General features: G+C 45.3%; 21 protein-coding genes. 15 read left to right on the top strand and 6 right to left on the bottom strand.

Features of this window, described 5'->3' with window-relative positions:
- Positions 1-59: 59 nt before the first annotated feature.
- The 5 genes from ACXAFM_RS10740 (at position 60) to ACXAFM_RS10760 (ending at position 6349) form a co-directional block, all read left to right on the top strand.
- Positions 60-1358 carry a sulfite oxidase gene (locus tag ACXAFM_RS10740; protein WP_474829341.1) on the top strand — a complete coding sequence of 433 codons (1299 nt, stop codon included), beginning with the start codon at positions 60-62 and terminating at the stop codon, positions 1356-1358.
- A 45-nt stretch (positions 1359-1403) separates the two neighbouring features.
- On the top strand, positions 1404-1802 hold the full coding sequence (locus ACXAFM_RS10745) for a hypothetical protein (protein WP_474829343.1): 399 nt from the start codon (positions 1404-1406) through the stop codon (positions 1800-1802).
- A 150-nt stretch (positions 1803-1952) separates the two neighbouring features.
- On the top strand, positions 1953-3035 hold the full coding sequence (locus tag ACXAFM_RS10750; RefSeq protein WP_474834544.1) for a methyl-accepting chemotaxis protein: 1083 nt from the start codon (positions 1953-1955) through the stop codon (positions 3033-3035).
- Positions 3036-3107: 72 nt separating this feature from the next.
- Entirely contained in the window at positions 3108-4613 is a 1506-nt protein-coding gene (locus ACXAFM_RS10755; protein WP_474829347.1) for a sensor histidine kinase, read from the top strand.
- A gap of 152 nt (positions 4614-4765) precedes the next feature.
- Positions 4766-6349, top strand: a complete 1584-nt coding sequence (locus ACXAFM_RS10760) for a methyl-accepting chemotaxis protein (protein WP_474834546.1) — start codon at positions 4766-4768, stop codon at positions 6347-6349.
- A 24-nt stretch (positions 6350-6373) separates the two neighbouring features.
- Here ACXAFM_RS10760 and ACXAFM_RS10765 read toward each other — a convergent pair whose 3' ends face one another.
- The 3 genes from ACXAFM_RS10765 to ACXAFM_RS10775 all read right to left on the bottom strand — a co-directional run bounded on the left by ACXAFM_RS10765 (position 6374) and on the right by ACXAFM_RS10775 (position 9030).
- Positions 6374-7696 (bottom strand): ABC transporter permease, encoded by a 1323-nt coding sequence (locus ACXAFM_RS10765; protein WP_474834548.1) that lies wholly within the window; start codon positions 7694-7696, stop codon positions 6374-6376.
- Positions 7696-8520, bottom strand: a complete 825-nt coding sequence (locus ACXAFM_RS10770; RefSeq protein WP_474829352.1) for an ABC transporter ATP-binding protein — start codon at positions 8518-8520, stop codon at positions 7696-7698. Before ACXAFM_RS10770 ends, ACXAFM_RS10765 begins: the two co-directional genes overlap by 1 nt.
- A gap of 222 nt (positions 8521-8742) precedes the next feature.
- Positions 8743-9030: a YebG family protein gene (locus tag ACXAFM_RS10775; RefSeq protein ID WP_014951121.1), complete on the bottom strand. Its 288-nt coding sequence runs from the start codon at positions 9028-9030 to the stop codon at positions 8743-8745.
- 246 nt (positions 9031-9276) lie between these two features.
- Here ACXAFM_RS10775 and rpsF point away from each other — a divergent pair, with 246 nt between their 5' ends.
- From rpsF to ACXAFM_RS10810, 7 genes are all read left to right on the top strand, one after another.
- Positions 9277-9678, top strand: coding sequence for a 30S ribosomal protein S6 (gene rpsF / locus ACXAFM_RS10780; RefSeq protein ID WP_014951120.1), 402 nt, complete (start codon positions 9277-9279; stop codon positions 9676-9678).
- A gap of 11 nt (positions 9679-9689) precedes the next feature.
- Positions 9690-9917, top strand: a complete 228-nt coding sequence (gene rpsR / locus ACXAFM_RS10785) for a 30S ribosomal protein S18 (protein WP_012519954.1) — start codon at positions 9690-9692, stop codon at positions 9915-9917.
- Between the two features lie 26 nt (positions 9918-9943).
- Positions 9944-10396, top strand: a complete 453-nt coding sequence (gene rplI / locus ACXAFM_RS10790; protein ID WP_202262762.1) for a 50S ribosomal protein L9 — start codon at positions 9944-9946, stop codon at positions 10394-10396.
- Between the two features lie 458 nt (positions 10397-10854).
- Complete coding sequence (locus ACXAFM_RS10795) at positions 10855-14040, top strand: efflux RND transporter permease subunit (RefSeq protein ID WP_474829355.1); 3186 nt, start codon at positions 10855-10857, stop codon at positions 14038-14040.
- A gap of 13 nt (positions 14041-14053) precedes the next feature.
- Positions 14054-15142 carry an efflux RND transporter periplasmic adaptor subunit gene (locus ACXAFM_RS10800; RefSeq protein ID WP_474829357.1) on the top strand — a complete coding sequence of 363 codons (1089 nt, stop codon included), beginning with the start codon at positions 14054-14056 and terminating at the stop codon, positions 15140-15142.
- A 95-nt stretch (positions 15143-15237) separates the two neighbouring features.
- Complete coding sequence (locus ACXAFM_RS10805) at positions 15238-17283, top strand: TonB-dependent receptor (protein ID WP_474829359.1); 2046 nt, start codon at positions 15238-15240, stop codon at positions 17281-17283.
- Between the two features lie 13 nt (positions 17284-17296).
- On the top strand, positions 17297-18436 hold the full coding sequence (locus ACXAFM_RS10810; protein ID WP_474829361.1) for a PepSY-associated TM helix domain-containing protein: 1140 nt from the start codon (positions 17297-17299) through the stop codon (positions 18434-18436).
- On the opposite strand, the gene ACXAFM_RS10815 is transcribed toward ACXAFM_RS10810, so the two are convergent.
- Both ACXAFM_RS10815 and ACXAFM_RS10820 read right to left on the bottom strand, forming a co-directional pair.
- Positions 18405-19847, bottom strand: coding sequence for a sensor histidine kinase (locus ACXAFM_RS10815; RefSeq protein WP_474829363.1), 1443 nt, complete (start codon positions 19845-19847; stop codon positions 18405-18407). The two genes, ACXAFM_RS10810 and ACXAFM_RS10815, sit on opposite strands and share 32 nt — an antisense overlap.
- Complete coding sequence (locus tag ACXAFM_RS10820; RefSeq protein WP_474829365.1) at positions 19844-20533, bottom strand: response regulator transcription factor; 690 nt, start codon at positions 20531-20533, stop codon at positions 19844-19846. Before ACXAFM_RS10820 ends, ACXAFM_RS10815 begins: the two co-directional genes overlap by 4 nt.
- 272 nt (positions 20534-20805) lie before the next feature.
- Here ACXAFM_RS10820 and ACXAFM_RS10825 point away from each other — a divergent pair, with 272 nt between their 5' ends.
- Positions 20806-21936: an MBL fold metallo-hydrolase gene (locus tag ACXAFM_RS10825; RefSeq protein WP_474829367.1), complete on the top strand. Its 1131-nt coding sequence runs from the start codon at positions 20806-20808 to the stop codon at positions 21934-21936.
- Positions 21937-21957: 21 nt separating this feature from the next.
- Here ACXAFM_RS10825 and ACXAFM_RS10830 read toward each other — a convergent pair whose 3' ends face one another.
- Positions 21958-22608, bottom strand: coding sequence for an MOSC domain-containing protein (locus ACXAFM_RS10830; protein ID WP_474829369.1), 651 nt, complete (start codon positions 22606-22608; stop codon positions 21958-21960).
- 111 nt (positions 22609-22719) lie between these two features.
- On the opposite strand from ACXAFM_RS10830, the gene ACXAFM_RS10835 reads away from it, so the two are divergent.
- Entirely contained in the window at positions 22720-23295 is a 576-nt protein-coding gene (locus tag ACXAFM_RS10835; protein WP_474829371.1) for an RNA polymerase sigma factor, read from the top strand.
- Positions 23288-23800, top strand: a complete 513-nt coding sequence (locus ACXAFM_RS10840) for a hypothetical protein (RefSeq protein ID WP_474829373.1) — start codon at positions 23288-23290, stop codon at positions 23798-23800. Before ACXAFM_RS10835 ends, ACXAFM_RS10840 begins: the two co-directional genes overlap by 8 nt.
- The last annotated feature ends 2 nt before the right edge of the window (positions 23801-23802 follow it).

Consider the following 23802-nt stretch of genomic DNA (forward strand, 5'->3'; position numbering starts at 1 on the left):
TTCATCATTTTGCAGCATGTTTTAAATACAAAGTCGTTTGTACTGATAAGGTGGTCTAAGTGAAAAAGCAAGGTCTTCACGAACTTTATGCCAAAGACCCTGTAAAAGCCGATGAGCAGGTCTTTCAAAGAACCAGTGATAAGCTAACCCGCCGAGGCTTTATCAAAGGTTTGAAATCACTGTCTTTGCTACTCGGTGCGGAAGTGGTGTACGGACAATTTATGCCAGCGGGTCTTATTCCCGCTGCATATGCCCAAGCTGACACACCTTTTTCAATAAAAGGTAAAGATGGGTTAACCGTACTTAATGACAGACCATTAAATGCAGAAACTCCTGCACACTTGTTAGATGACGCAGTGACACCCGCTTCGCGTTTTTTCGTGAGAAATAACGGTATTCCCCCGCAAGCACCAGATGCAAATAGCTGGACGCTAACTATTGAAGGGGAGTCTGCAGCACAGTCAAAAACCTTTACCCTTGAAGAGCTAAAAACTCAATTTAAGCATTATACCTATCAGTTAACGCTCGAGTGTGGTGGAAACGGGCGTGCCGAGTTCTCACCGGCCGCTACCGGTAACCAGTGGACAACGGGCGCGGTAGGCTGCCCACGCTGGACGGGGGTAAGGCTAAAAGATGTTTTAAAGGCCGTGGGTGTTAATGATGATGCGGTTTACATTGGTTATTACGGTGACGATCAGCACTTAAGCCGAACACCGGGCAAGGCGGCGATTTCGCGAGGCGTGCCCATTGACAAAGCGATGGAAGATGAGTCGTTAATCGCATGGGCTATGAATGATGAACCACTTCCCTTAATGAACGGCTATCCGCTGCGATTGGTATTTGGTGGCTGGCCTGCATCAACGTCAGGGAAATGGCTTAAGAAAATAGTAATTCGAGACCGCGTGCACGACGGCGCGAAAATGCTAGGAAAAGCCTATCGGGTTCCATGTAAACCTGTTGCGCCTGGCGCTGAAGTTGCCGACGAAGACATGTGTATTATTGAAGCTATGCCAGTTAAGTCGCTTATTACCTTTCCAAAGTCTGGCAGCGACCACTCTCTTAAAGAAAAGCTAACCGTTCGGGGACATGCATGGAGTGGTGAGGGCAAAATTGCCAAGGTGTTTACCTCTATCGATTTTGGCCAAACCTGGAATCTTGCTCAGCTGAACGTACCGGCAAACAGACACGCATGGCAGCAGTTTAGTACTCAGATAAACTTCCCTCAGCAGGGCTATTACGAGGTATGGGCTAAAGCACAAGATGAGCATGGAAAGTCTCAGCCTATGGTGCTACCTGGATGGAATCCAAAAGGGTATTTGAACAATGCCTGTCACCGTATCGCTGTGCGTGTGGTGTAGGTATATGAGTACGAGATTTTATGTATGTTAAGTGGGGCAATTGATATGGCTAGCATAACGGTTCGATTTATTGCCCTAGTAGGAGTCCTTCATCTACCCGTTGCAGCGGCCGATATTGAGACGAATAATACGAACAGCATGACAAGTTCATCAAAAGAGCATGTGCTGCATGACGTCGATCCCCAGTCAGGTCTTATAAAAGCAGAAGGCTTCAACTTAGTGTTAGCCCATTGCAGTGCCTGTCACTCGACTTCTCTTATTACTCAGAATGCCATGAGCCGTGAAAGGTGGCTTGAGACTATTCGCTGGATGCAAGAAACGCAGAAACTGTGGTCACTGGGTGAGGCAGAACCAACGATATTAGATTATCTATCAACGTGGTATGGCCCTAAAAAAAGCGCTCGTCGTGCGCCTCTACCACCTCATTTACTGCCAGCTAACTAAAAGCAGAGATAATAGTTTAATTTATCCCCTCAGTTTTATAATTTTCTGCCGATAATCAAACAATAACGCTACTTCAGACTAATGGCTAAGACGATATAACCTCTGTTAGTCTGAACAAAATAACTCTATAAAAATTATTGGTAACTAAACATGTTTGTATCACGCAGCAAATTCGAAGAAAAAGAAGCTCAAGTTCAGCTATTAGAAAAGCGACTTCAAGAAACGTTAGACAGGGTGTCTTTGCTTGAAGCCGAAAATGCAGAGCTGACTACCGCTTTAGAGATTGCCAAGCACGAAGAAGTTTCATCTGCCAATGCTACTGTAGTTAAATGTTTAGTAGGTTCACTGTCACAGGTTGAGGGTGTCCGTGAGACGGTTTTAGGTTCTTATGAACGAATTAATGCGGAAAGTCAGTCGATTGTTGATATAAATGATTTGTTTAGCGAATCGGCCTCTACATTAAGTAAGATTGTATCTGACATGAGCGGCCTGAATGTTCAGATGGGAAGTATGAGCGAGCGTATTTCTGGACTGTCTACGACAGCTGACAATATCAATAAGTTTGTAACCACTATTACCAGTATTTCTGATCAAACTAACTTGCTTGCGTTGAATGCAGCGATTGAAGCCGCCCGTGCTGGTGATGCTGGACGAGGCTTTAGTGTGGTAGCTGACGAGGTAAGAGCGCTGGCAACTGAGACAAATAAATCTGCAACAGAAGTATCAGAGCTTGTAAACGGCATTATCCAATCAACATCGAAAGCGGTGTCGGGTGTTAATGAACTGCGTAGTAACAATGAAGAGTTAGAAGCTGGCATTAACCAGCTGAATAATAGTTACGAGACTATGGTGCAACATTGCGACAGCATGAAGACCACCATCAGCGAAGGCGCAATGACTACGTTCATTCAAACTGTAAAGTTAGATCACGTTGTGTGGAAAGCAGGGATCTACGAAGTGCTCTGTGGCTTTAGTAACAAATCAGTCGCTGACTTTAGTGATCACGCGAGTTGTCGTTTAGGGCAATGGTATAGTGAAAATGTAACCAATCCTATCGGTCAGACGACAGCCTTTAGAGAGATTGAAGCGCCACATGCAAAAGTACATAGAAGTGGTGTTGAAGCTATCAGAGCAAAACAAGCAGGCAATAATGCAGAGGCAGATGCTAAACTGATAGAAATGGAACAGGCGAGCGAGCGTGTAATGATGCTTCTTGACCGATTAGCTAGTTAGGCTATTTTGTGCTGAAGTATTAGTATAAGGCGTGCGCATTAGCACGCGGCACGCACATTGGAGGGCTTTAAGGTGAGTGAAACATCGTATTCCACCGAAAACGAACGTATTCGTGCGCTTGAGGCCCGTGTTAATTCGCTAGAGCGACAGCTTAAACGCCAAAAAGTTGCACGCAAAAACGCTGAATCTTTCCTAGAAACCTACTCCCAAGACGCCTATCTTGCCAATCAAGCATTACGCAAAGCACTCAAAGACTCTAAACAAAGAGAGCGCGAGCTTCTTTACCTCAACCGTACGGCCTCACAACTTACACAAGCGACATCCGGGGAAAGTTACATATTTTCGGCGCTTGAATCTGCCGTAGAATTTAGCGGTGCGTTTTGTGGCAAAGCCTTTACCGTTAAAGATGGTGAACTAATTATTGGCAATGATGATAGTGTGCTGGTTCAGGGGAAAGGCTGGACAACGTCCCCCGCGTTAGCGCAATTTATCAAGCAGGAAACGCCACTAGATTTACGAGAAAGCTATTCCCATTGGTGTGTTAGTGCAGTAATACAGCCGGAAAAAGATACAGAGTCTCGCTTACTTCACTTTATGCATGAAATGTCGCGGGGGGAATATACGTGGCTAGTATTATTGACCAAAGACGATAATTTGGAAGAAGAAACGCTTTACGTATTAGATACCACGAAGCATTACCTCAATATCACGTCTCGATACCAAAATAAGAAAAGTGAATTAAATACTAGGCAAGTAGAACTGAGTAACGTGAAAAAGGACCGGGATTTCCTTGAAGAAAGATTAGTCAGTGCTGATAAAATGGCTATGCTAGGTCAGCTAGCCGCAGGTATCGCTCATGAAATTAATAACCCTATTGGTTATGTGCGAAGTAATACTGTCGTTGCAAAAGATATTTTTAACGACTATCAGCGTGCGCTTGAGGAAATAGGTAGTCTTTGTAAAAAAGCAGGTGGTGAAGTTGCCGCGCATTTTATGGCGCTTGAAAAGCGTTTTTCCCTTAAAGACAGTGCGACCGAAATTGCGGAAATGTTTGATGAGTCTCATGAAGGTATTGAGCGTATAATCGAAATTGTGAAAGCGTTAAGAAGCTTTTCTTATCCAGGCTCGGGCAAGCACTCTGAAATTAGCGCTATCGAAGCCATGAATACAGCGATTAAGCTCACCAATAATTTGCATCGTTATCGCAATACGGTGCGCTTTGAAGTACCAGAGGAAGATGCCTTCTTTAACGGTAACTCCGGGCAAATTCAGCAGGTACTTGTAAACTTCTTAACCAATGCGATATATGCCACGCCGGAAGGGAAAGGCATAACACTAAAAATACAGAAGGAGGGTGGCAGTGTCTGTCTTATCGTTGAAGATGAAGGTATGGGCATGTCAAAAGAAACGCTTAGTAAAGTGTTCACTCCGTTTTTTACTACCAAACCGCCAGGTGAGGGCACAGGGCTGGGTATGTCAATTTCCATGACCATTGTCGAGGAGCATAATGGCAGGATAGATATTGTCAGTGTTGAAGGCAGAGGCACAAAAGTGTCAGTCGTACTGCCATTATCCTAAAGTATGAATGCTTTTATAACTGTTTGATAAAATTAAAATTTCTCTATTTTTTTTCTTGAACTAGACAGCAGCTGTTTATGTTCTAGTCTTATGAGAAAGCAAAGGTTTTATGCTCTACGGATGAGTACTTTGCAAAATGGAGAAAGTATTTAATGATAAATAACCAGCCTGTTACCCAAAAAGAGTATAAGTTTCCATCCCACCACCGCCTTATTTCATCAACCGATAAGCGTGGGGTTATCCAACACTGCAATAGTGAGTTTGTGGAAGCGAGTGGTTTTACCCGCGAAGAATTAATAGGAAAAAACCATAATTTGATTCGTCACCCCGATATGCCAGCGCCCGTGTTTAAAGAAATGTGGCGTACTTTAGAGTCTGGGCAAAGCTGGCTGGGACTAGTAAAAAACAGAAGGAAGAATGGCGATCACTACTGGGTTTCGGCATTCGTGACTCCCGTTTATGAAGGTAAAACAATTGTGGGGTACGAATCTGTTCGAGTGCCGGCGTTAAATGACGAAATAGCACGCGCATCTAGTGTTTACGCCAGAATGCAGGAAGGAAAATCTGCGGTATCACCGATGTCGCGACTGGGGCAAGGCCTCATGCACATGGCGCCAGCAATACTGTTAAGCGCCCTACTTGTTTTAGTACTCGCGTTTACCCATGGTTGGACAGCGGCAGGCATTGCGCTGCTTGGAGCTATAGTTTTAATGATTGCTCAAGAAGCCAAGACAAGAAAAGACTGGGGCGCGCTGCTTTCTCTTAGCCCAGAAAGCTACGCTAATGAAACGGTGGCACAAACCTACTTCCCAGACCCCCCTCACATAAGCCAAGCCAAACTTGCACTGGGGTGCGAACTTGCCAGAAATCGCACGGCGTTAACCCGAATTAAAGATGCATCAGCGGGGCTCGAATCGATAGCTAACACCACGCATCAACAAGCGGAAAGCACCAGTGCCGCGGTTGTTCAGCAAAACCAAGCTACTCAGCAAATAGCCTCCGCGGTTACACAAATGAGCCAAGCTATCCAAGAAGTTGCTGAGCGGGTTGAAGGTAATGCCAAAAGTGCAAAAATAGCAGCGGCCAACGTAGAAACAGGTAACCAAAAAGCAGAAGAAGCCATGCAGGCCATTGTTGCTTTACGCGAAGCTGTTGAGTCAATTTCGACAACAGTAACTGAACTCGCTCAGTCAACCAGCGATATAGGTGAAGCGGCCAACATTATATCCACCATCGCAGAGCAAACTAACCTGTTGGCGCTTAACGCTGCGATTGAAGCTGCAAGGGCTGGCGAACAAGGAAGAGGTTTTGCGGTTGTTGCTGATGAAGTTCGTACCTTAGCTTCGAAAACTCGCGAATCGACCGACAAAATCCACAACATTATTACAGAATTGGCTGAGCGTTCTGACCGCGCTGTTAGGGTATCGACGGAAGGGCTAGCTTCAGCAGAGCACGGCAGCGCTATAGTAGAAGAAACCCGAGGTGCATTGTTTGAAATTAACAATGCAGTGAAAGGTATCGCGGATGCCACGGTAGAGATGTCTTCAGCGGTAGAAGAACAAAGCACGGTGGCAGAGCATATTAACCAGCAGTTAGTAGAAGTCGCTGACGGCGCGTCTGAAACCCAGCGTTCATCTGAGGCATCGCTAGCAGCGAGCCACGATTTACGCGCTACGGTAAATCAAGTTCATGAGCTTATTTTGCGCTTCAGTACAGACAAGCGGGTAGGAGAGTAACACTCTCCTACGCGTTGGTTTTGTCTAGTTTGTATTCAGTCCAGCATGTAAGCCGCGTTTATAGGCAGCAACGGCTGGGAAAAGAGAAACTAAGTAGGTGCACCCTAATATAAGCAAAATGATAATAACGCTGCTTTGCCCAAACAGTGGACTACTCAAAAACAGTCCATAAGTGCTGCTTAACCAAGGCTTTAGTACGCTCATAAGCCCAGCCACCAAGCCTAAGCTTAGTACGGCACTCAACATAGTAAGCAGCATAGCTTCAATTTGAATTAGCAGTAGTAGAGTAAATGGTCCGGCGCCAATAGTGCGTAAAACAGCGATTTCTTGATAACGTTCACGCATAGTTGCAAGTAGCATAGTCGCTAACCCAATTAGCGCGCAAATGACGATAAGACCGGAAAGACCAAGCAATAGCGACTCTACATTTCCCATAATTTGCCAAAGCTCAGCGAGTGCCATACCCGGCAGAATAGCCATTAACGGCTCTTTTTTACTTTGATTAATTTGATACTGCAACTGCAGCGCAGTTACCCGATGTTTAAGCCCCAGCATCACCACAGATACAGACTCAGGCGTAAACGCTTCGCTATTGTAAGCAGCATGTTCATCGGTATGCTTGTCATGCTCATGCTCATGCTCATGCTCGTGCTCATGCTCGCTCACCTTGTCAGCAGATTTACGGCCTAACATTGAGGTGGGTGAATGCTTGGGCCCTGTGTGGGCCTCTTCAAGGCCCTGCAAAGTGACATAAACAGCCTTATCCACGGGGGTGCCTGTTTTATCTAAGATTCCGGAAATAGTAAAAGGGTGATCGTCATGATTATTGAATGAAACACTGCCTAAGCCGTGAGAAATAATAATTTTATCTCCTACTTTATATCCCAATGATTCGGCTATATCAGCACCAATTACCGTAGATAGTGGCTGAGTAAATGTCGCTCCATCAGATAGCTGTAGTGACTGCATGTCCCCGTATTTAAAGTGGTCGAAAAAGCTGTTGGTCGTACCTACCACCCTAAAACCTCGGTGAGTATCACCTAAAGATAGTGGAATGAGCCACGATACCTGCTTGTTAGATTGAAGCGCCGCAATACTTTTATATTCAATACCTTTAGTGGGGGTGCCTATATTAAACACTGACGACAATAGTAGATTAAGCTGACCGCTCGGTGCACCAACAATAAGGTCGACGCCGGACACTGTGCGCGTAAAGCTGGTTTTCACTTGGCTTCGAATAATGTCCACGCACAAAAGTAAACTTATGCTGATAGTAATGCTTAGAAGCGTGAGAATTGCCGTGGCTTTTCTGCGCTTTAAACTTTCAATAGCAATGGTACTTAGCATTATGTACGCTCCTGTACTTGCTCGATGCCACCGAGTGAAGACACTGCATGGTTTGTACTTGGGCTCAATTCACTCATACTACAATGACGGTCAAAGTAGCTCTCCATGGCTTTATCATGACTAACGAAAATCATGGTGCTCTCACCTGCTACATCTTTTAACAGCGACATAAAGCTATCTCGCGCGTCGCTATCTAACGCCGAAGTTGGCTCATCGACAATCAATAACTCTGGGTCATTAATGAGTGCTCGGGCTATTGCTACACGCTGCTGTTGGCCAATACTCAAGGCATCGGCTTTAGCATGCAGTACCCGTGAAGGGAGTTGTAGCTTGTCGAGTAAATGACGAAGCTTTGCGTCTGATGCTGCCTTGCTAACGTTTGTACTTGCAAAATACACCGCCGCATTAATATTCTGTGCCACAGAAAGGTAGGGAATAAGATTAAATTGTTGAAAGACGACGCCGATATTGCGCGCCCTAAACTTGTCTCGCTGGCGGTTTGATAAGGAAGAGAATGGCTGCGATAACAAAGTTATGTCACCTTGGGTGGGTGCCAACGTTCCACACAGCAAATTGAGCAATGTGCTCTTTCCGCTACCCGAAGGCCCTGAAAGAAAAACGTGTTCACCTTGCGAAACTTGCCACGCTTTAATGTCAACGATGGGAGGACTTTCTTTGGTGTACGAAAACTGTAAATTGCTAACTTCAATCGCTGTGTTGCGCCCTTTATTCACTGCGTTGTGCTCTTCAGACACTGAGCTGCGCCCTTCTGACACTGCGTTGCGCTGGGAGTGAGTGCTATTGTTTTTATTAATGGTATTCACGCTAAGCCCGACCTGTATTTACGTCTTATGTTCACATTAGCAAAAGCGACACATCTGTTCACCTAGTTAAAAACCAGAGAAAATACATTGCCGCGTTGAGGTAATGTTATCAAATAACATTTTTGCGTATAGCTATGCTATCAGATGCCATCAGCCTAAAGCGGCAATTGCTCTTATTAATTGCTCATCATAACGACGCAAAAGAGAGGTGCGCCTAAATTATCAGCCGTTAGCTTGTAGCTTTACCACTTCTGCGCTTTCATCTTCTAATACGCTTTCTGCGGTAGCGCCTTTGAAAATCTTACTGATTTTATCTTTGTTTTTAGACAGCATGATGGTGAGCTCTTCCACTACGCTATCGTCTAGCTTAATGCCCTTCGCATGAATGTAGTCAGCAAGGTTATCTGCTGCATCGAGCATTTTGTCATACTGATCGGCTTCTTTTTTGTCGGTAGTTACCAATTTTTCTACCCCTTTGTGCGTAACAACATACTGTGTGGTAATGGCCATGGTAGGTCCCCTGTTTATTAAAGACACAAAAACTGTACAGTATTTTACTGTATAAATAAACAGTATTTTGGTTAAATGTCTGAGCGTAGTGTTTGGGGAAAGGGCAAATGATTGTTCTAAAGGTGATTAATGCTTGTGCAATTAGTAACTACTGCGTATAATGCGCGCCCTTACAGCCATCCCAATTCGTTCCTTGTCTCCATACAGTCGGCTGTACTGTCGAGGCTACAACCGTAAGGAGCTATAATGCGTCATTACGAAATCGTATTTATGGTTCACCCTGATCAGAGTGAACAAGTACCTGGTATGATCGAGCGTTATACCACAATCCTAAAGCAAGACGGTGGTCAGATTCATCGTTTAGAAGATTGGGGCCGTCGTCAACTGGCTTACCCAATTGAAAAGCTGCACAAAGCCCACTACGTACTAATCAATGCTGAAGCGTCTGCAGAAGCTGTTGATGAATTGGAAAATGCTTTCCGTTTCAACGACGTGATCCTACGTAATATGGTTATGCGCACTAAGACTGCTGTGACTGAGCCTTCTCCAATGATGAAAGAAGAGCCTCGTCGTGAGCGTCGTGACGATTCTGCTCCTCGCCAAGATCGCGCGGAAAAGAAAACTGAAACCACTGAAGACAACGCTTAAGGAGATCACCCATGGCTCGTTTTTTCAGACGTCGTAAGTTCTGCCGTTTCACTGCAGAAGGTGTGACTGAGATTGATTACAAAGATATCGCTACTCTTAAGAACTACATCACTGAGAGCGGTAAAATTGTCCCTAGCCGTATTACTGGTACAAGCGCAAAATATCAGCGTCAGCTGTCTTCTGCGATCAAGCGCGCACGTTTCCTTGCGTTGCTTCCGTACACTGATTCACACAAGTAATTTGGCGAATATAAGGGTTAGCTAAGATGAATATCATCCTACTAGATAAAATCGCCAACCTTGGCGGCCTGGGCGACCAAGTGACTGTTAAGTCTGGTTACGCTCGTAACTTCCTTTTCCCACAGGGTAAAGCGGTTCCTGCAACTAAAGACAACGTTGAAAAGTTCGAAGCACGTCGTGCTGAACTTGAAGCGAAAATTGCTGAGCAACTAGCTGCTGCTAACGCACGCGGTGAGAAAATTGCTGAGCTTGCTGAAGTTACAATCGCAGCTCCTGCTGGTGACGAAGGTAAACTGTTTGGTTCTGTTGGTACTCGTGACATCGCTGATGCAATCACTGCAGCTGGCGTTGAAGTACAAAAAGCAGAAGTTAAACTACCTACTGGTACTCTTCGTGAGACTGGTGAGTATGACATCGACTTACAACTTCACTCTGACGTTATCACTTCAATCAAAGTGATCATCATTGCTGAAGCGTAATCGCTGACGTATTTGAAAAAAGCCGCTCCTAGAGCGGCTTTTTTTTGCTCTAAATTTTTGTCCGATATTTAAGAACAATACCAATCCGCATAGATGATTGCCCACCCAGAAGGCCCTGGTAAGTTTCCTAGCAAAGCGTGGGAATGCAGGAATGGCCGTTGCTTTTTAAATTCCCAGAGTGAAGCTTGCCAGACCTTCCCGAAGGGCGAGTTTAAAATATCCGTACCCTCACTTGACGTCGCGACGCCTAATTAACGATGGGTGTAAGTAAATATGTCCAGGGCCGACAAATGGCGTATTTTTGAGGTCTACTCATCTGCGATAAATAACGTTTTTTAAACGGTATTTAAACAAAATGTTAATAATCGCTGAAATTCTTAGTGTCATGGCTTTAAACTTTTTCTGTCATTCCCGCGACCTATAGTAAACCAAACAATAAAAAGCATAAGTGCCATATTATGGACATCACTAAGCAAGCAATAAAAAACGCGACTGGGGTAGGTATAGGAATAACACTGCTGGTATTTTTAGGTCTATATAGCCTGTTTAATTTACCGGTACAGCTGTTTCCTGACATTGAAAGACCGAATATTAACATCCAGACCTCGTGGCGCGCTGCGTCGCCCCAAGAAATTGAGTCGGAGATCATTGAACCTCAAGAGGAAGTGCTGCAAGGCATCCCTGGCCTTGAGTCGATGAATGCATGGGCAAACCAAGGTAATGCGTGGATTAATCTAGAGTTTGGTTTAGATACGGACATGCAGAAAACGCTCATTGAAGTGATTAGCCGCATGAATCGCGTACCGCCACTACCTCGCGATGCCTTGTCCCCTAACATAATGCTTGCTGGAAGTGGGGGAGACGCCCCCGCTTTGACCTACTTTTTTCTTCAGCGCCTTCCGGGCAATCCAAACGAAATTAATACCTATGTAACCTTTTTTACCGATGTCATTAAACCTCAGCTTGAATCTATCCCGGGCGTTGCAAGGGCGCGTATGGAAAGCGGGGTTGGCGGCGTTGAGGAGTTTCAAATTGTTTTCGACCCGTTTAAAGCGGCGCAGTTAGGCATTGACCTAACGGCAGTTGCCAACGAGTTGGGGCGTGCGAATGATATTTCAGGCGGCTTTGTCGATGTGGGCAGAAGACGCTATACCCTGCGTTTCGAAGGTCGCTACGAGCCTACGCAAATGGGTGAAATGATCCTTGAATGGCGAGGCGGCAGCCCTATCACTCTAAATGACATTGCCGAAATTAAAATCACCCGCGCTGACGGTGCAAACTACAGTGTGCAAAACGGCAATCCGGCTATATCTATTCGCGTAGACAGACAAAACAACGCCAATGTTTTAGCTACCTTAGAAGCCGTAAAAGCAAAAGTTGCACAAATAAACGAACAGGACTTGGCCCCTGAACAGTTAGTAATGGCGCAAAGCTTTGATGCCTCAGTGTTTATCTATAGAGCGGTGCAGCTAGTTACCAGCAATTTATTTATAGGCGTGCTGCTTGCCATTGCCGTGCTTTGGCTCTTTATGCGCCAGCTGCGGGCTACGCTCATTGTGGCATTGGCCATTCCTATCTCACTACTTAGCACTTTTGTGGTGCTTCAACTTACCGGTCGTTCGCTCAATATCATTTCACTGGCAGGACTCGCCTTCGCGGTAGGTATGGTGCTAGATGCCGCTATCGTCGTGCTGGAAAATATTGTAAGAACACGCAAGAGCGCCGAAGCCGAAATCGATAATAAAGACCCAAATTCACAAACGCACATGGAGGATTGTGCCCATCGAGGAACGAAAGAAGTGTTTGGTGCCCTCATGGCGTCAACGGCTACCACCGTCGCTATTTTTATTCCCGTCATGTTTTTGGAAGATGTTGAAGGGCAATTGTTTGCTGACCTCGCTCTTACCATTGCCATTGCAGTGTGTATGTCGCTAGTGGTTGCGGTAACGGTATTGCCTGTCGTTGCCGCTAGATACCTCAATGGCAACATGCCAGCTGATAGCTTACAGCGGGTATGGGCGAAGATAACCCGCGCTATTATGTCGCTATCAAGTACGCCGCTTCGCCGCCTTGTATTAGTCATAACACTCATGGGCGTGCCTATTACAGGTAGTGTTTTGCTTATGCCTTCCATGGATTATTTGCCGCCCGTAAAACGCGATGCCGTTGACGCCTTCTTGAGTTTGCCTGCGGGTGCCAGTGAAAACTTTATTAGTGAAGAAGTGATGCCAATTATCGTTGAGCGACTGCAGCCTTATATGGACGGAGAAAAGCAGCCAGCGCTGAAAAACTACTACATTATTACGTGGCCAAATGGCGGAAATTTGGGTGTGCGCGCTAAAGATCAGTCTAAGGTCAAAGTGTTAGAAGCCATTGTTCGCGATGAAATTTTAGAGGATTTGCCCGATACACAAACCTTTTCACAACAAGGCAATTTGTTCGGCGGCTTTGGAAACGGTCGGTCAATCGACATTCATCTTCAAGGTACCGACCAAGCCATGCTCGGCATCGCTGCGCAAGCAGGTTTAGATAAATTGAGAGAAGTTTTCCCTAACGCTAATGCGCGTTCGAATCCTCCTCTAGAGCAAGCCGAACCAGAGCTTCGCTTTTACCCTAATGACAGCCGAATGATGGAAGTCGGGTTAAATCGGGGCAGTATGGGGAACCTGGTACGTGCCATGGGTGATGGTATGTATGTGGGGGAGTATTTCGATGGCACCAAACGCATGAATATTATCTTCCGCTCAGCACCTTGGTTTACACCCGAAGACTTAAATAGCACGCCAGTCATGACGCCGTCAGGCGAGGTGGTGCAATTAGGCGAACTGGTAGGTATTGAAAGAGCCGTAGGACCAAGCCGTATTCAGCGCATTGATGGTCGAAGAACCCTTACGCTAAACGTAAATCCGCCAGAGGGGATGAGTTTAGAAGAAGCCATGAAAGTGATTACCTCTGAGGTTGAGCCCGCCATTATGGCCATGATGCCTACCGATGGCGCTATTAATTATGGTGGTAGCGCGGATAGCCTAAAAGGCGCTATTGCCTCGATGGCTGATAACTTTCTTTTTGCCATGGTGTTGCTATTGCTGTTAATGGCGGGGTTGTTTAAATCGTTAAAAGACAGCGTGCTGGTAGTACTTTCTATTCCGCTAGCCACGGTGGGCGGGGTGATTGCTATTCGTATCATGAACATCTTTACCTTCCAGCCCATGGACCTGTTAACCATGATTGGCTTCATTATTTTGCTAGGGCTTGTGGTGAACAATGCCATTTTACTCGTGCATCAGACTCGTATAGGAGAGCAAGAAGGGCTGACCCGTGATGACGCGGTAGAGCAAGCCATCAAACTACGTTTACGGCCTATCTTTATGAGCACGCTGACTTCAATCTTTGGCATGCTGCCCCTGCTGTTACTACCGGGTGCAGGCAGCGTTATTTACCGAGGTCTTGCGGCTGTTATTGTGGGAGGAATGACGGTGAGTACCATATTCACCTTGCTATTACTGCCTACCTTGCTGCGCATGACGGCTTCAACGTCATCTGTAAATATACTCAAACCCCTGGCCGAGCGCATAGAGAGCACTGGCGCTTCGCCGACTACCTCATCCACCGTAAAACAAAATAAATACAACGATCATGTGTAAGGAAAAGACAACCATGAAAGCAATGACTTCTACTCTCGCCCTTAGTTTGTTTACCTTATTTGCAAGCAGTGTATCGTTGAGCGCACAAGCACAGGATAGCAATCAACCACCGCCGGTGCTGGTACAAATAGATGAAGCCAGAGAGCAAGCGATTTCACAACTAACCTGGGTTCCTGGAACGGTACTAAGCGTTATCGATGCAAACCTTGCCTCTGAGGTAGACGGTCGCATCACTTGGATGGCAGATGTAGGTGATGTGGTTGAAGCAGGGGAGCCTTTAGTTAAAGTCGACGATACTCGCTTAAGCATTACCCGCAATCAAAATGCCTCAAATATTGCCAGATGGCAGTCGCAGGTTGAACTGTTTACTAAACGTCTCGCGAGGTACAAAAACCTTCAGGCCAGTCAAAACACGTCCAGAGGTGAGTTAGAGGAAGTGGAAGCTGACTTAGAGAATGCTAAGCAGGAGTTAGCGCAAGCCAAATTGGATTTAGAATTCACCGAGTATCAGATAGCACAAAGCAGTATTCGTGCTCCCTTTACGGCTTTGGTGGTTGAAAGGCTGCAGTCGCCGGGCGAATACACTGGGGTAGGGCAAACCCTGCTTCGCGTGGTAAACCCTGATAGCGTTGAAGTTCAGGTGCGCGCCCCCCTTAACGTATTACCCTATATTGCTAACGGCATGAGCGTAAGTGTTCACAATAACGTGAACCAAGTAGAAGAATCTATTCGTGCCATTGTACCGGTAGGCAACAGTACATCGCGCATGATGGAGCTACGAATTGCCATCAACCCCGGTGACTTTCCTATAGGCAGTGCAGTGCGCGTGGCCTTACCTAGCAGCGATACTCATGATGGTGTCACCATACCCCGCGACGCTTTGGTACTAAGAAAATCAGGTACTTTTATTTATCAGCTAAATGAAAATAACGAAGCTGAGCAAGTAAAGGTGACAACAGGAGTGGGCATGGGCGATAGAATTGAAGTGTTTGGTGATGTGAACCCGAAGCGTTCTGTTGTTGTGAGGGGGGCAGAGCGTTTACGTGCGGGCCAGAAAGTGCGCTACAACGATGAGCGTGAGTCTTTGACGGCGAAAAATTGAGGAAGTGTAACAATTGTAAAAGTGCTATCCATTTAGGTAAAACTTAATGAGAATGTTTCTTATTTGTAATTGTTGATTGTCAAATGGAGTTACCCTTGAAAAAGTTAGTCTTAGCTGGTGCAGTGTGCACGCTATCCAGCCCAGTAATATTCGCGCAATCCTTAGAAAACCAAAACGAAGAAGCCAAGTCTATAGAGCGAGTTGCTGTGGTAGGCGCAGCAACTAACTTAAGCATTACTGCGGAAGATATTGACCAGTTTCAGGCAAATGACTTAGCGGATATTTTTAGAGAGTCGCCGTCGGTCAGCGTTGGCGGTTCAGTGGGTGTAGCACAAAAAATCTTTATTCGCGGGCTAGAAGACGCGTACTTGAATGTAACCGTAGATGGCGCGCAGCAAACCTCAACGCTGTTTCACCACATTGGTCGCGTTACTTTAGACCCTGATCTTTTAAAGCAAATTGATGTGCAGGCTGGTGCCGGTGAAGCAACCAGCGGCCCAGGTGCTATCGGCGGTTCAATTCGCTTCAAGACCAAAGATGCACAGGATTTATTAAAAGAAGACGAACAATTTGGTGGTCGAGTAAAAGCGAGTTATTTCTCAAACGATGGTACCCGATATAGTGGTAGCCTTTATGGAAAGCTAAGCGACACTTGGGGCTTACTAGGTTATTACAGCACGGTAGATAGAGATAACTTTGAAGACGGTGACGGCAATGAAGTACTAGGTACTGCCGCAGATCAAGATCTCATGTTCCTTAAAGCCAGTGGCTACATTGCGGATAATCAATACCTTTCAATAAGTGCAGAGCAGCGCGATGAAGAGGGTGAGTTTTCGGCAAGACCTAACTGGGTAGTACTAGAAGGTGCCCCGCTTTATCCTAGTGAAGCAGAGCGTGATACCTATGTTGCGAACTATCGTTTTGACCATAGTGCGATGGTGTTTTTAGAAGCCACAGCATATCAAACTTCATCGTCATTCCGTGGCGGTCGCTTTGACTTCTTATCTGATATCGATACCTATGGGTTTGATATTAGAAATACGAGCGACGTTACTAACCATGTATTTACCTATGGTATCGATTATCGCAAAGACGAAGTTGAGAGCGGCCCTGGAATGGGCCCTGTTCAAAATGCAGAAGAAGGTAGTGTCTTAGGTATCTATGCTCAGGCTCATAGCAACATTACGCCAGAGTTGTTGTTAAGTTATGGCGTTCGTTATGACGATTTTGACTTCCAGCAAGAAATTCTTATTGATGACTATTACGGCACACCAGTTACCGATGAGCCATCTGGGCTAGACGATGATGAGCTCAGCTTTAACGTAGGTCTTGAGTATCAGCTTACCGAAGCTTGGACCCTTGGTCTTGGCTACGCAGAAGCGGCGCGCGGCAAGCAAATTGGTGATGGCTTCACCCTAGATGAGTACTTATACGATGGCAAAGACGTTCCTGTTGTTGCTAGCGACGTGGTGCCTGAAACTGTTACCAATATCGAAGCGTCAATTGAATACAGCGCCAATAATCTAAACGCGCGTCTTAGCGCTTATGAGTCTACCATTGACGATGTGCTATTTAGCGGTTATCAAGGTAACTCGGTATTTAATAATATCGGCGACCTAGAATCATCTGGCGTAGAGTTTAACCTTGCGTATCGCTGGGACTCTGTTGACCTGTACTTTGGGTTTTCAAGCGTAGACGTTGAGCTGATGCCTCGTGAAGGCCTGTACAGCGTACCGTATAACAGCATCGATATTAACGGGTACGAGTTTGTGGGCTTAGGTAATAGCCGCGGCGATACCTGGGTGCTTGGTGCAGATTATACTGTTACGGCTGACATCAGCATTGGCTTCAACATTACTATGGTTGATGATATCAATATAGATACCCTTCATCAGGCCCTAGAAAATGGCTGGACTGATTCGCTTTATTCACTTAACAAAGCAGACTACACCCTAGTGGATATTTATGGCGAATGGGAAGTAACAAATGACCTTAGTCTCAACCTTGCTGTTACTAACCTGTTTGATGAAGCCTATATCGACCATTCAAGTGTGGGTGATTACAGCGAAGTGTTCCCTAGCGTTGTTGGCCCTCAAGAGGCGGGGCGTGATATTCGTTTGTCAGTGACTTACGATTTCTAAGTAACGCCTTTAGATGAACTTTTCCACGTTTAAAAGGTGGGTCTTTTGGACCCACCTATTTGCTGGCTTATTGGCCAGCGTTGTCGTTTTTATCATGGCTTTTACTGGGGTATTGCTAACTTATGAGCGCCAGTTTAAAGAGCTAAGTGAAATGGCTTATGCGCAAACCATTGATATTGAAAAGTCGGTGATCTCGACCGACCAAGTTGTATCACTACTTCGCAAAAAGCATCCTAACGAAGCGCATATCTTCGTTCGATGGGTAAATAGAGAAGGAGCAGCCATTCCGGCGTGGGCGGGTGAGCATAGTTATCTTATTCACCCCTATACCGGAGACATATTAAGAGAGGGAGAAGGGATTGTTGAAGAAGTATTTCACTTCATCACTGACCTCCATCGATACCTCTTAATGGAAGGCGATTACAAATTAATTGGCAAAACCATAACGGCATATAGCAATCTTATTTTTATTTTTTTGCTGTTATCGGGTGTCATCATCTGGTTGCCGAAACACATATCGAAAAAGTCCTTAATGCAGCAAATGTGGTTGCGGCAAAAATACACAAACAAACAACATCGACGCCGACATTGGCATTTTGTTTTTGGTATGTGGTCAGTGCCTTTTTTACTTGTGATTGGAACGACGGCTACGCTGTTTTATTTTGAATGGGCTAACAAGGCACTGTATGGCATGTATGGTGAACAAGTACCTGCTCGTGAAAAGAAGGCAATGCCCGAAACGCTAGACGCCGACGTTGTCAGTTACCACACGTTATTTAATAAAGCGCGGCAACATGCCAATGAGCATGGCTATCAGGATTGGTACTCCATGTGGATGGAAATTGGTAAAAGTGAGGGCGTTGCACGATTTTATATTGATAAGAGTATCGGGCACCGTCAAGAGCTAGCATATTCTCTGTATTTCGACACGGGAACAGGTGACATCGCTAGGACACTGTACAAAACCGATTGGCCCAAAGGGAGTCAGGCTTGGGGTACTTCTCGGTTTCTACATACCGGAGAATACTTTGGCTTTGTAGGCCAGACTATAGCAGGATTGGTTAGCTTGCTTTGCTGTATCTTAGTTTATACCGGCACACTGCTTGGTGTGAAAAGGCTTCTCAATTTGCGAAAGCCGCATCAGAAAACTTAGGCAGGGTGATGGTGACCATCAGTCCTGTCTGCTTTGTTGCGCTTGCATCTTTATTTAGATAAGCGTTATTGATCTGCTCATCGCCTTTACTTGCGCGATTGCATGCTGATATGTCGCCGCCGACCGCGGCAATTTGGCGTTTCGCCAGTGCAAGCCCAAGACCAAAGCCAGAGCGCTTTGCGGCATGGACGTAGTTTTTGGCTGCCCGTGCCTTGTCTACCCTGAAAAAAGGTTCGAATATGGCGTCTAGCATTGATTCAGGGACGCCGGTGCCTTCGTCTTTAACCGTGATAACATAGTTATTGTTATCGCTGGTCAGCGTTAAACTCACTTTGCTTTGCTCAGGGGTATGACGCAAAGCATTACGAATAATATTCTCTAATGCCTGCCCCAAAGCAAGCTGACTGCTTTTTTCTATACTCGCACATTCCGGCGTGCTCACACATAAGGTTCTATCTGGGTATTCAAAGCGGGCATCTTCACAAATAACGTTGATAAGCTCTACAAGGTCAAAATCATCGCTATTTAATTGAGGCGATTCTGTATTTAGCCAGGCAAAGGTTAGGGTATCTTCAACAAGCTCTCTCATCGTACTTGCTTCATAGCGCAGGCGTGAAAGGGCTTGTTCACGATTAATGTCTTGCTCTACAAAGTCTATCGCCATATCAATGCGGGCAAGAGGCGTGCGAAGCTCGTGAGAAAGGTCTGCAAGCAAACTTCTTTGGTTATAAATGAGACTGCTCGTTCTTTGCGCCATTTTATCGAAGGTTTGAGCAAGTGTAGTCAGTTCATCATTTCGCTCGGGCATCGTAGCCATTGCACGGGCTTCTAAGTTACCGTTAGCAAAGTCTTTTGTTGCCCTTTCTAGCTGCTTAAGCGGTGTCATAACATGTCGATAAAGCATAAAACTCAATAGACTTAGTATGACTAAAGGTAATGCAATTTGTAATGATAGACGGGTGGCGAGTAATAACGAGCCTGGGCGCATCCGCTGTGGAAGCTGAATCAAAAAGTGCGTGTTGTTGTCTACAAAAGGCACTTCCATTACAGGGTTTTCAGAGAAATACAAATGTATTTTCCATTCAGGGCTCCGCCCAATTTGAAACCTATCAGCAAACTCATCTAACATCTTGGTATCTGCGAATGTTGTCATTTCAGAGTTAAGCACAGCAAGCCAGGTGTTCTCTTTCGCTCTTATCTCTTTTAAGAAAACGGCTAACCCTTCTTCTCCCTTTTCCAGATAGATTTTTTCGGCTTCCTTCCCGTAGGCGTAAAGGGTTTCTTGATGAGTCTTATCTAAAAAGCTCATGCTAGTTTCGGTGTGATTAGTAAGCCAAGCAATGGCCCAAAATAGCAAAACAGTGCCAACAGCGATGAATGCACATAGCCGCCAAAGCAATTTATTTTTCACGAGAAGCGATATCCTTGACCATGAACCGTGGCAAGGCGCTCAGGGGGCATACCCGTTTCAACTAACTTTTTGCGTACTCTAGAAAGGTGCATATCTAGGCTTCGGTCATATCGAGAAAAGGGTTTATTGAGCACACTGTGGTAAAGAAATGCTTTGCTCAAGGTTTCGCCCTTGTTTTCTACAAGCATCCAAAGAAGCTTAAATTGTATGGGGGTGAATTCGAGCACTTTAGCGTGATATTTAGTTACTTGTTGAATGCGATTTAGGTAAAGCACATCAACTAATATTTCTGACTTTTGCGTACCCGAACTATTCATCGCTTTGCTACGCCTTAGTATTGCGTCGATGCGAAGCATCATTTCTGTAAAATTGAAGGGCTTAGGTAAGTAGTCATCTGCGCCTTTGCGGTAGCCTTCAATTCGCTCTTGCTCGGCACCAGATGCTGTAATCATCATTACAGGTGTTTGTTTAATTTGCCTGAGTTGATGCAGCAATGAGAGACCATTTAACGACGGAAGGCGAATGTCGAGTAACACAAGATCAAAGTTTTCCTCGAGCGCAGCGTGCAATCCGGCATGACCATCGTTTTCATGGCGAGTGTCAAATCCTCGAGCCTGCAGTAGCTGAGTAATTTGTTCACTTAACGTCGCGTCATCTTCAATAATGAGTATTCGGGTTTTACACATAACGGCTTAAGAAATAAATTTTATTTTATATTAATAATAATAATTATCATTTGCAACTTCTCGGTTTTGCTCTATTCAACTTTTTATCTTGTTACAAATTTACTGTTAAGCGATTGTTTTCTTGTCTTACAATGGTGGCTATCGTGATGCTGTGTTCTAGCGCAAGCTTTTCAAAAGCGGCTTTCTTATAAGGGAGTTAATGGAATATAGATATAGCGACAGATTTAAGCCTTTATCTGCAAGAGTTGAATTACAAGGACGGAATACTAAAAATGATGAGCTGTTTAGATAAGCTAACAAAGCAGAGGACGTTTTTAGCGACTGTTGCAGCCACTGTTTTAATTTCAATTAATGTGACAGGGTGCGCAATGCCGAATAAGGTTACTCAGGTTGATAGTGACGAAGCGGTAATTAAGTACTCAGATACACCGGGCTTCGAGGATAGATTTAGCAATATTTACGGCCGTTTTAAGACTTACCCCGTCACCTGTACTGATGATTGCTACCCAGCGTCTGCAGATATCGAATGTGAAAGTGACATGCAAAATTGTCAGTTTGTTGGCAACAACCCGCCAGTGAACTTAAACACCGGCTTTACCGTTACCTGGTTAGGGCACGCAAGCTTTTTACTCAATACCGCAGGTGGCGAGCAAATACTTATCGACCCCGTGTTTGGGCAGTTTGATTGGCCCGTTAACTGGGCGTTTCGATTGGCGGAGGGGTTCAGCCGCAAAGAACCCGCTAAGGTAGATGAAGACAAACTCACACAAACCGATGCAGTGGTCTATTCCCATATTCATTACGATCATTTTAATAAGGCCGATATTGCCGAATTAGGGACAAAGCCAGAATATCTTGTTCCGTTAGGTTTCGCAGCGCATTTTCCTAATAGAGGCTATACGGTTAATGAAATGGCGTGGTACACCAGCAAAAACGTAGGCAAAACCTCTGTTCACTTCGTGCCAGCTCATCACTTCAGTAACCGAATTTGGGTGCCGTATTTATATGAGGACGACAATGCAACATTATGGGGCGGCTGGGTCTTTGAACATGAAGGTAACACCTTATTTTTTGCGGGGGATACAGGGTACTCACCTCACTTCAAAGATATTAAAGCTCGCTTTGGTGATATTGATGTTTGCCTGTTACCCATAGCGTCTTATTTCAGCGAAACCTCACCTAAATGGTATCGCAAGGTACATACAACGCCAGAAGATGCCATCGTTGCGGCCCAAGACCTAGGCTGTAAAGCCGTAGTGCCCTGGGGCTATGGAAATGCGAGCTGGATGATGGGTGACAAAACCTCACATTCTGCGCTATTTCGACTGATGAAAATGAAAAAGCAACTAGAACCCGCTATGCCTTGGGTTATTTTGAATGAAGGTGAACAGGCGTCTTTTTAATTTAAGCTACGGATAAATGGCCTATTTATTCGCAATCTTACCAGCAATCTTTTGGCATTTTCCGCGCCACTCATCATCAAGCGGTTCCAGCTTAGCTAGCTTTTCAGCCAATGCTTTGTCGGCTTTCGTGTGTGCGCACTGCATTAGGGTGTGAACATTGACTGTATCGTCTTCACGATGCAGTAGTGTCACTTCGTCGCCAACGTTAATGGTGCCGATTTTAATAACTCGGTAGTACCAGCCAGTAATGCCTCGCTCTCCAACAAATCTATCTAAGTTGGGGATGCCAAAGCGGTGAGAAATTTTATTGCAAGGCGCACGCGGTGCACTTACTTGCAACTCTACCTCGCCGAACTTCCAAATGTCTCCGATATAAACGGTGGCATCGTCCATGCCTTCAACACTGATGTTTTCGCCAATACTGCCTAGCGAGAATTCGCCTTCAGGAAAGTGTTTTCTTAATGTTAGATAGTTGGTCGGATTGAATTGATGAAGCACTTTTTCTGGCCCACCGTGAAGACGTTTGTTGGCTTGTTCGTCTTCATCGGTTCTGTCCATGTGCACGGTTAACGCATCGACGGAGGCTTTAACAATACTACTTGGTGCCCCACGAGGACCAAGCGGTTGAGGTTTTCCAGCAAACAAAGCATTAACAGTAAAGGTGGCAGACATGGCAACTCCAAAAAATTATTTTTGTGTATTTAAACCTTTCTACTATAGGGTACGACTAACCTTATAACACTAATAATGCTAATCAGCATCACAAATAACAAAGAGAAAATAATGGAGCACACACAACAACGTGTTGTACACGCCAATGTGGTGTTTGGTAACAAAGGCGAACACGAGCTTATATCTAAAGCGAAAGAGGGCGACAAACAGGCGTTTAGGTCTCTTTACGACGAACATATTGGCAGAGTCTACGCACTGTGTTATCGGCTTACTGGTGAAAAAGGCATGGCAGAGGATGCGTCTCAGGAAGTCTTTATTCAGCTGTGGAAAAAGCTTGATAATTTCGATGGGCAAAGCCAGTTTTCTACGTGGCTACATAGTGTAACGGCAAACATTACCATTTCCTACATGCGCAAACAGAAAGGCTGGGTGCAGCGCATGTTTAACTTGGAAAATAGCGGCATTAACGAAATGCCAGCGCAAGAGAACAGCACCGATGTGGATTTGGAAGCATTGATTATTCGCCTACCAGAGCGTGCCAGAATGGTTTTTGTACTTCACGCACTTGAAGGATACCGACACGAAGACATTGCCAACATGTTGAATATGGCAGTGGGCTCAAGCAAAGCGCAATTTTTCCGTGCTAAGCAATTATTGAAAGATTTTATGGGAGTCGATGATGAGTGATTTTGATGACAAGCTTGCTCAGCATGTGTCTGGGTTATCGAAGGAGAAACATCCAGAACGGGATCTATGGCGTGGAATTGAGCTAGGCATAGCGTCTCAACAGAGCGATGCTTCAAATGAAGAGAGCTCACGTTCTACGGTAACTTCAAGACAATGGATGGCTATAGCTGCCAGTGTTTGTTTGGTCACTGTCTTGTGGTTTGCTGCTCCCTTTGCGTTCAAAAGCGATGAAAGTCGAAGCAGTGGATACGCGTTAATTGACGCAATGAGCAGCCAACAGCAGCAGCAAGTTAACAGCCTGCTAGCAAGTTATGAAAGTACACCTGCGCTAACCCAAGACTGGCAGGAGCAGCTGAAAGAATTAGATGATGCCGCGGATGTTATTAAAGCGGCGTTAAAAGACGATCCAGACAACTCAGCATTAATAAAGATGCTGCATCATGTATATCAACAGCAAATTGCCTTAATTGAGCGAGTGCACGCGCCCAAGTGGCAGCAAATTTAATA

It is taken from the genome of Alteromonas sp. ABD4_190, assembly GCF_056160105.1.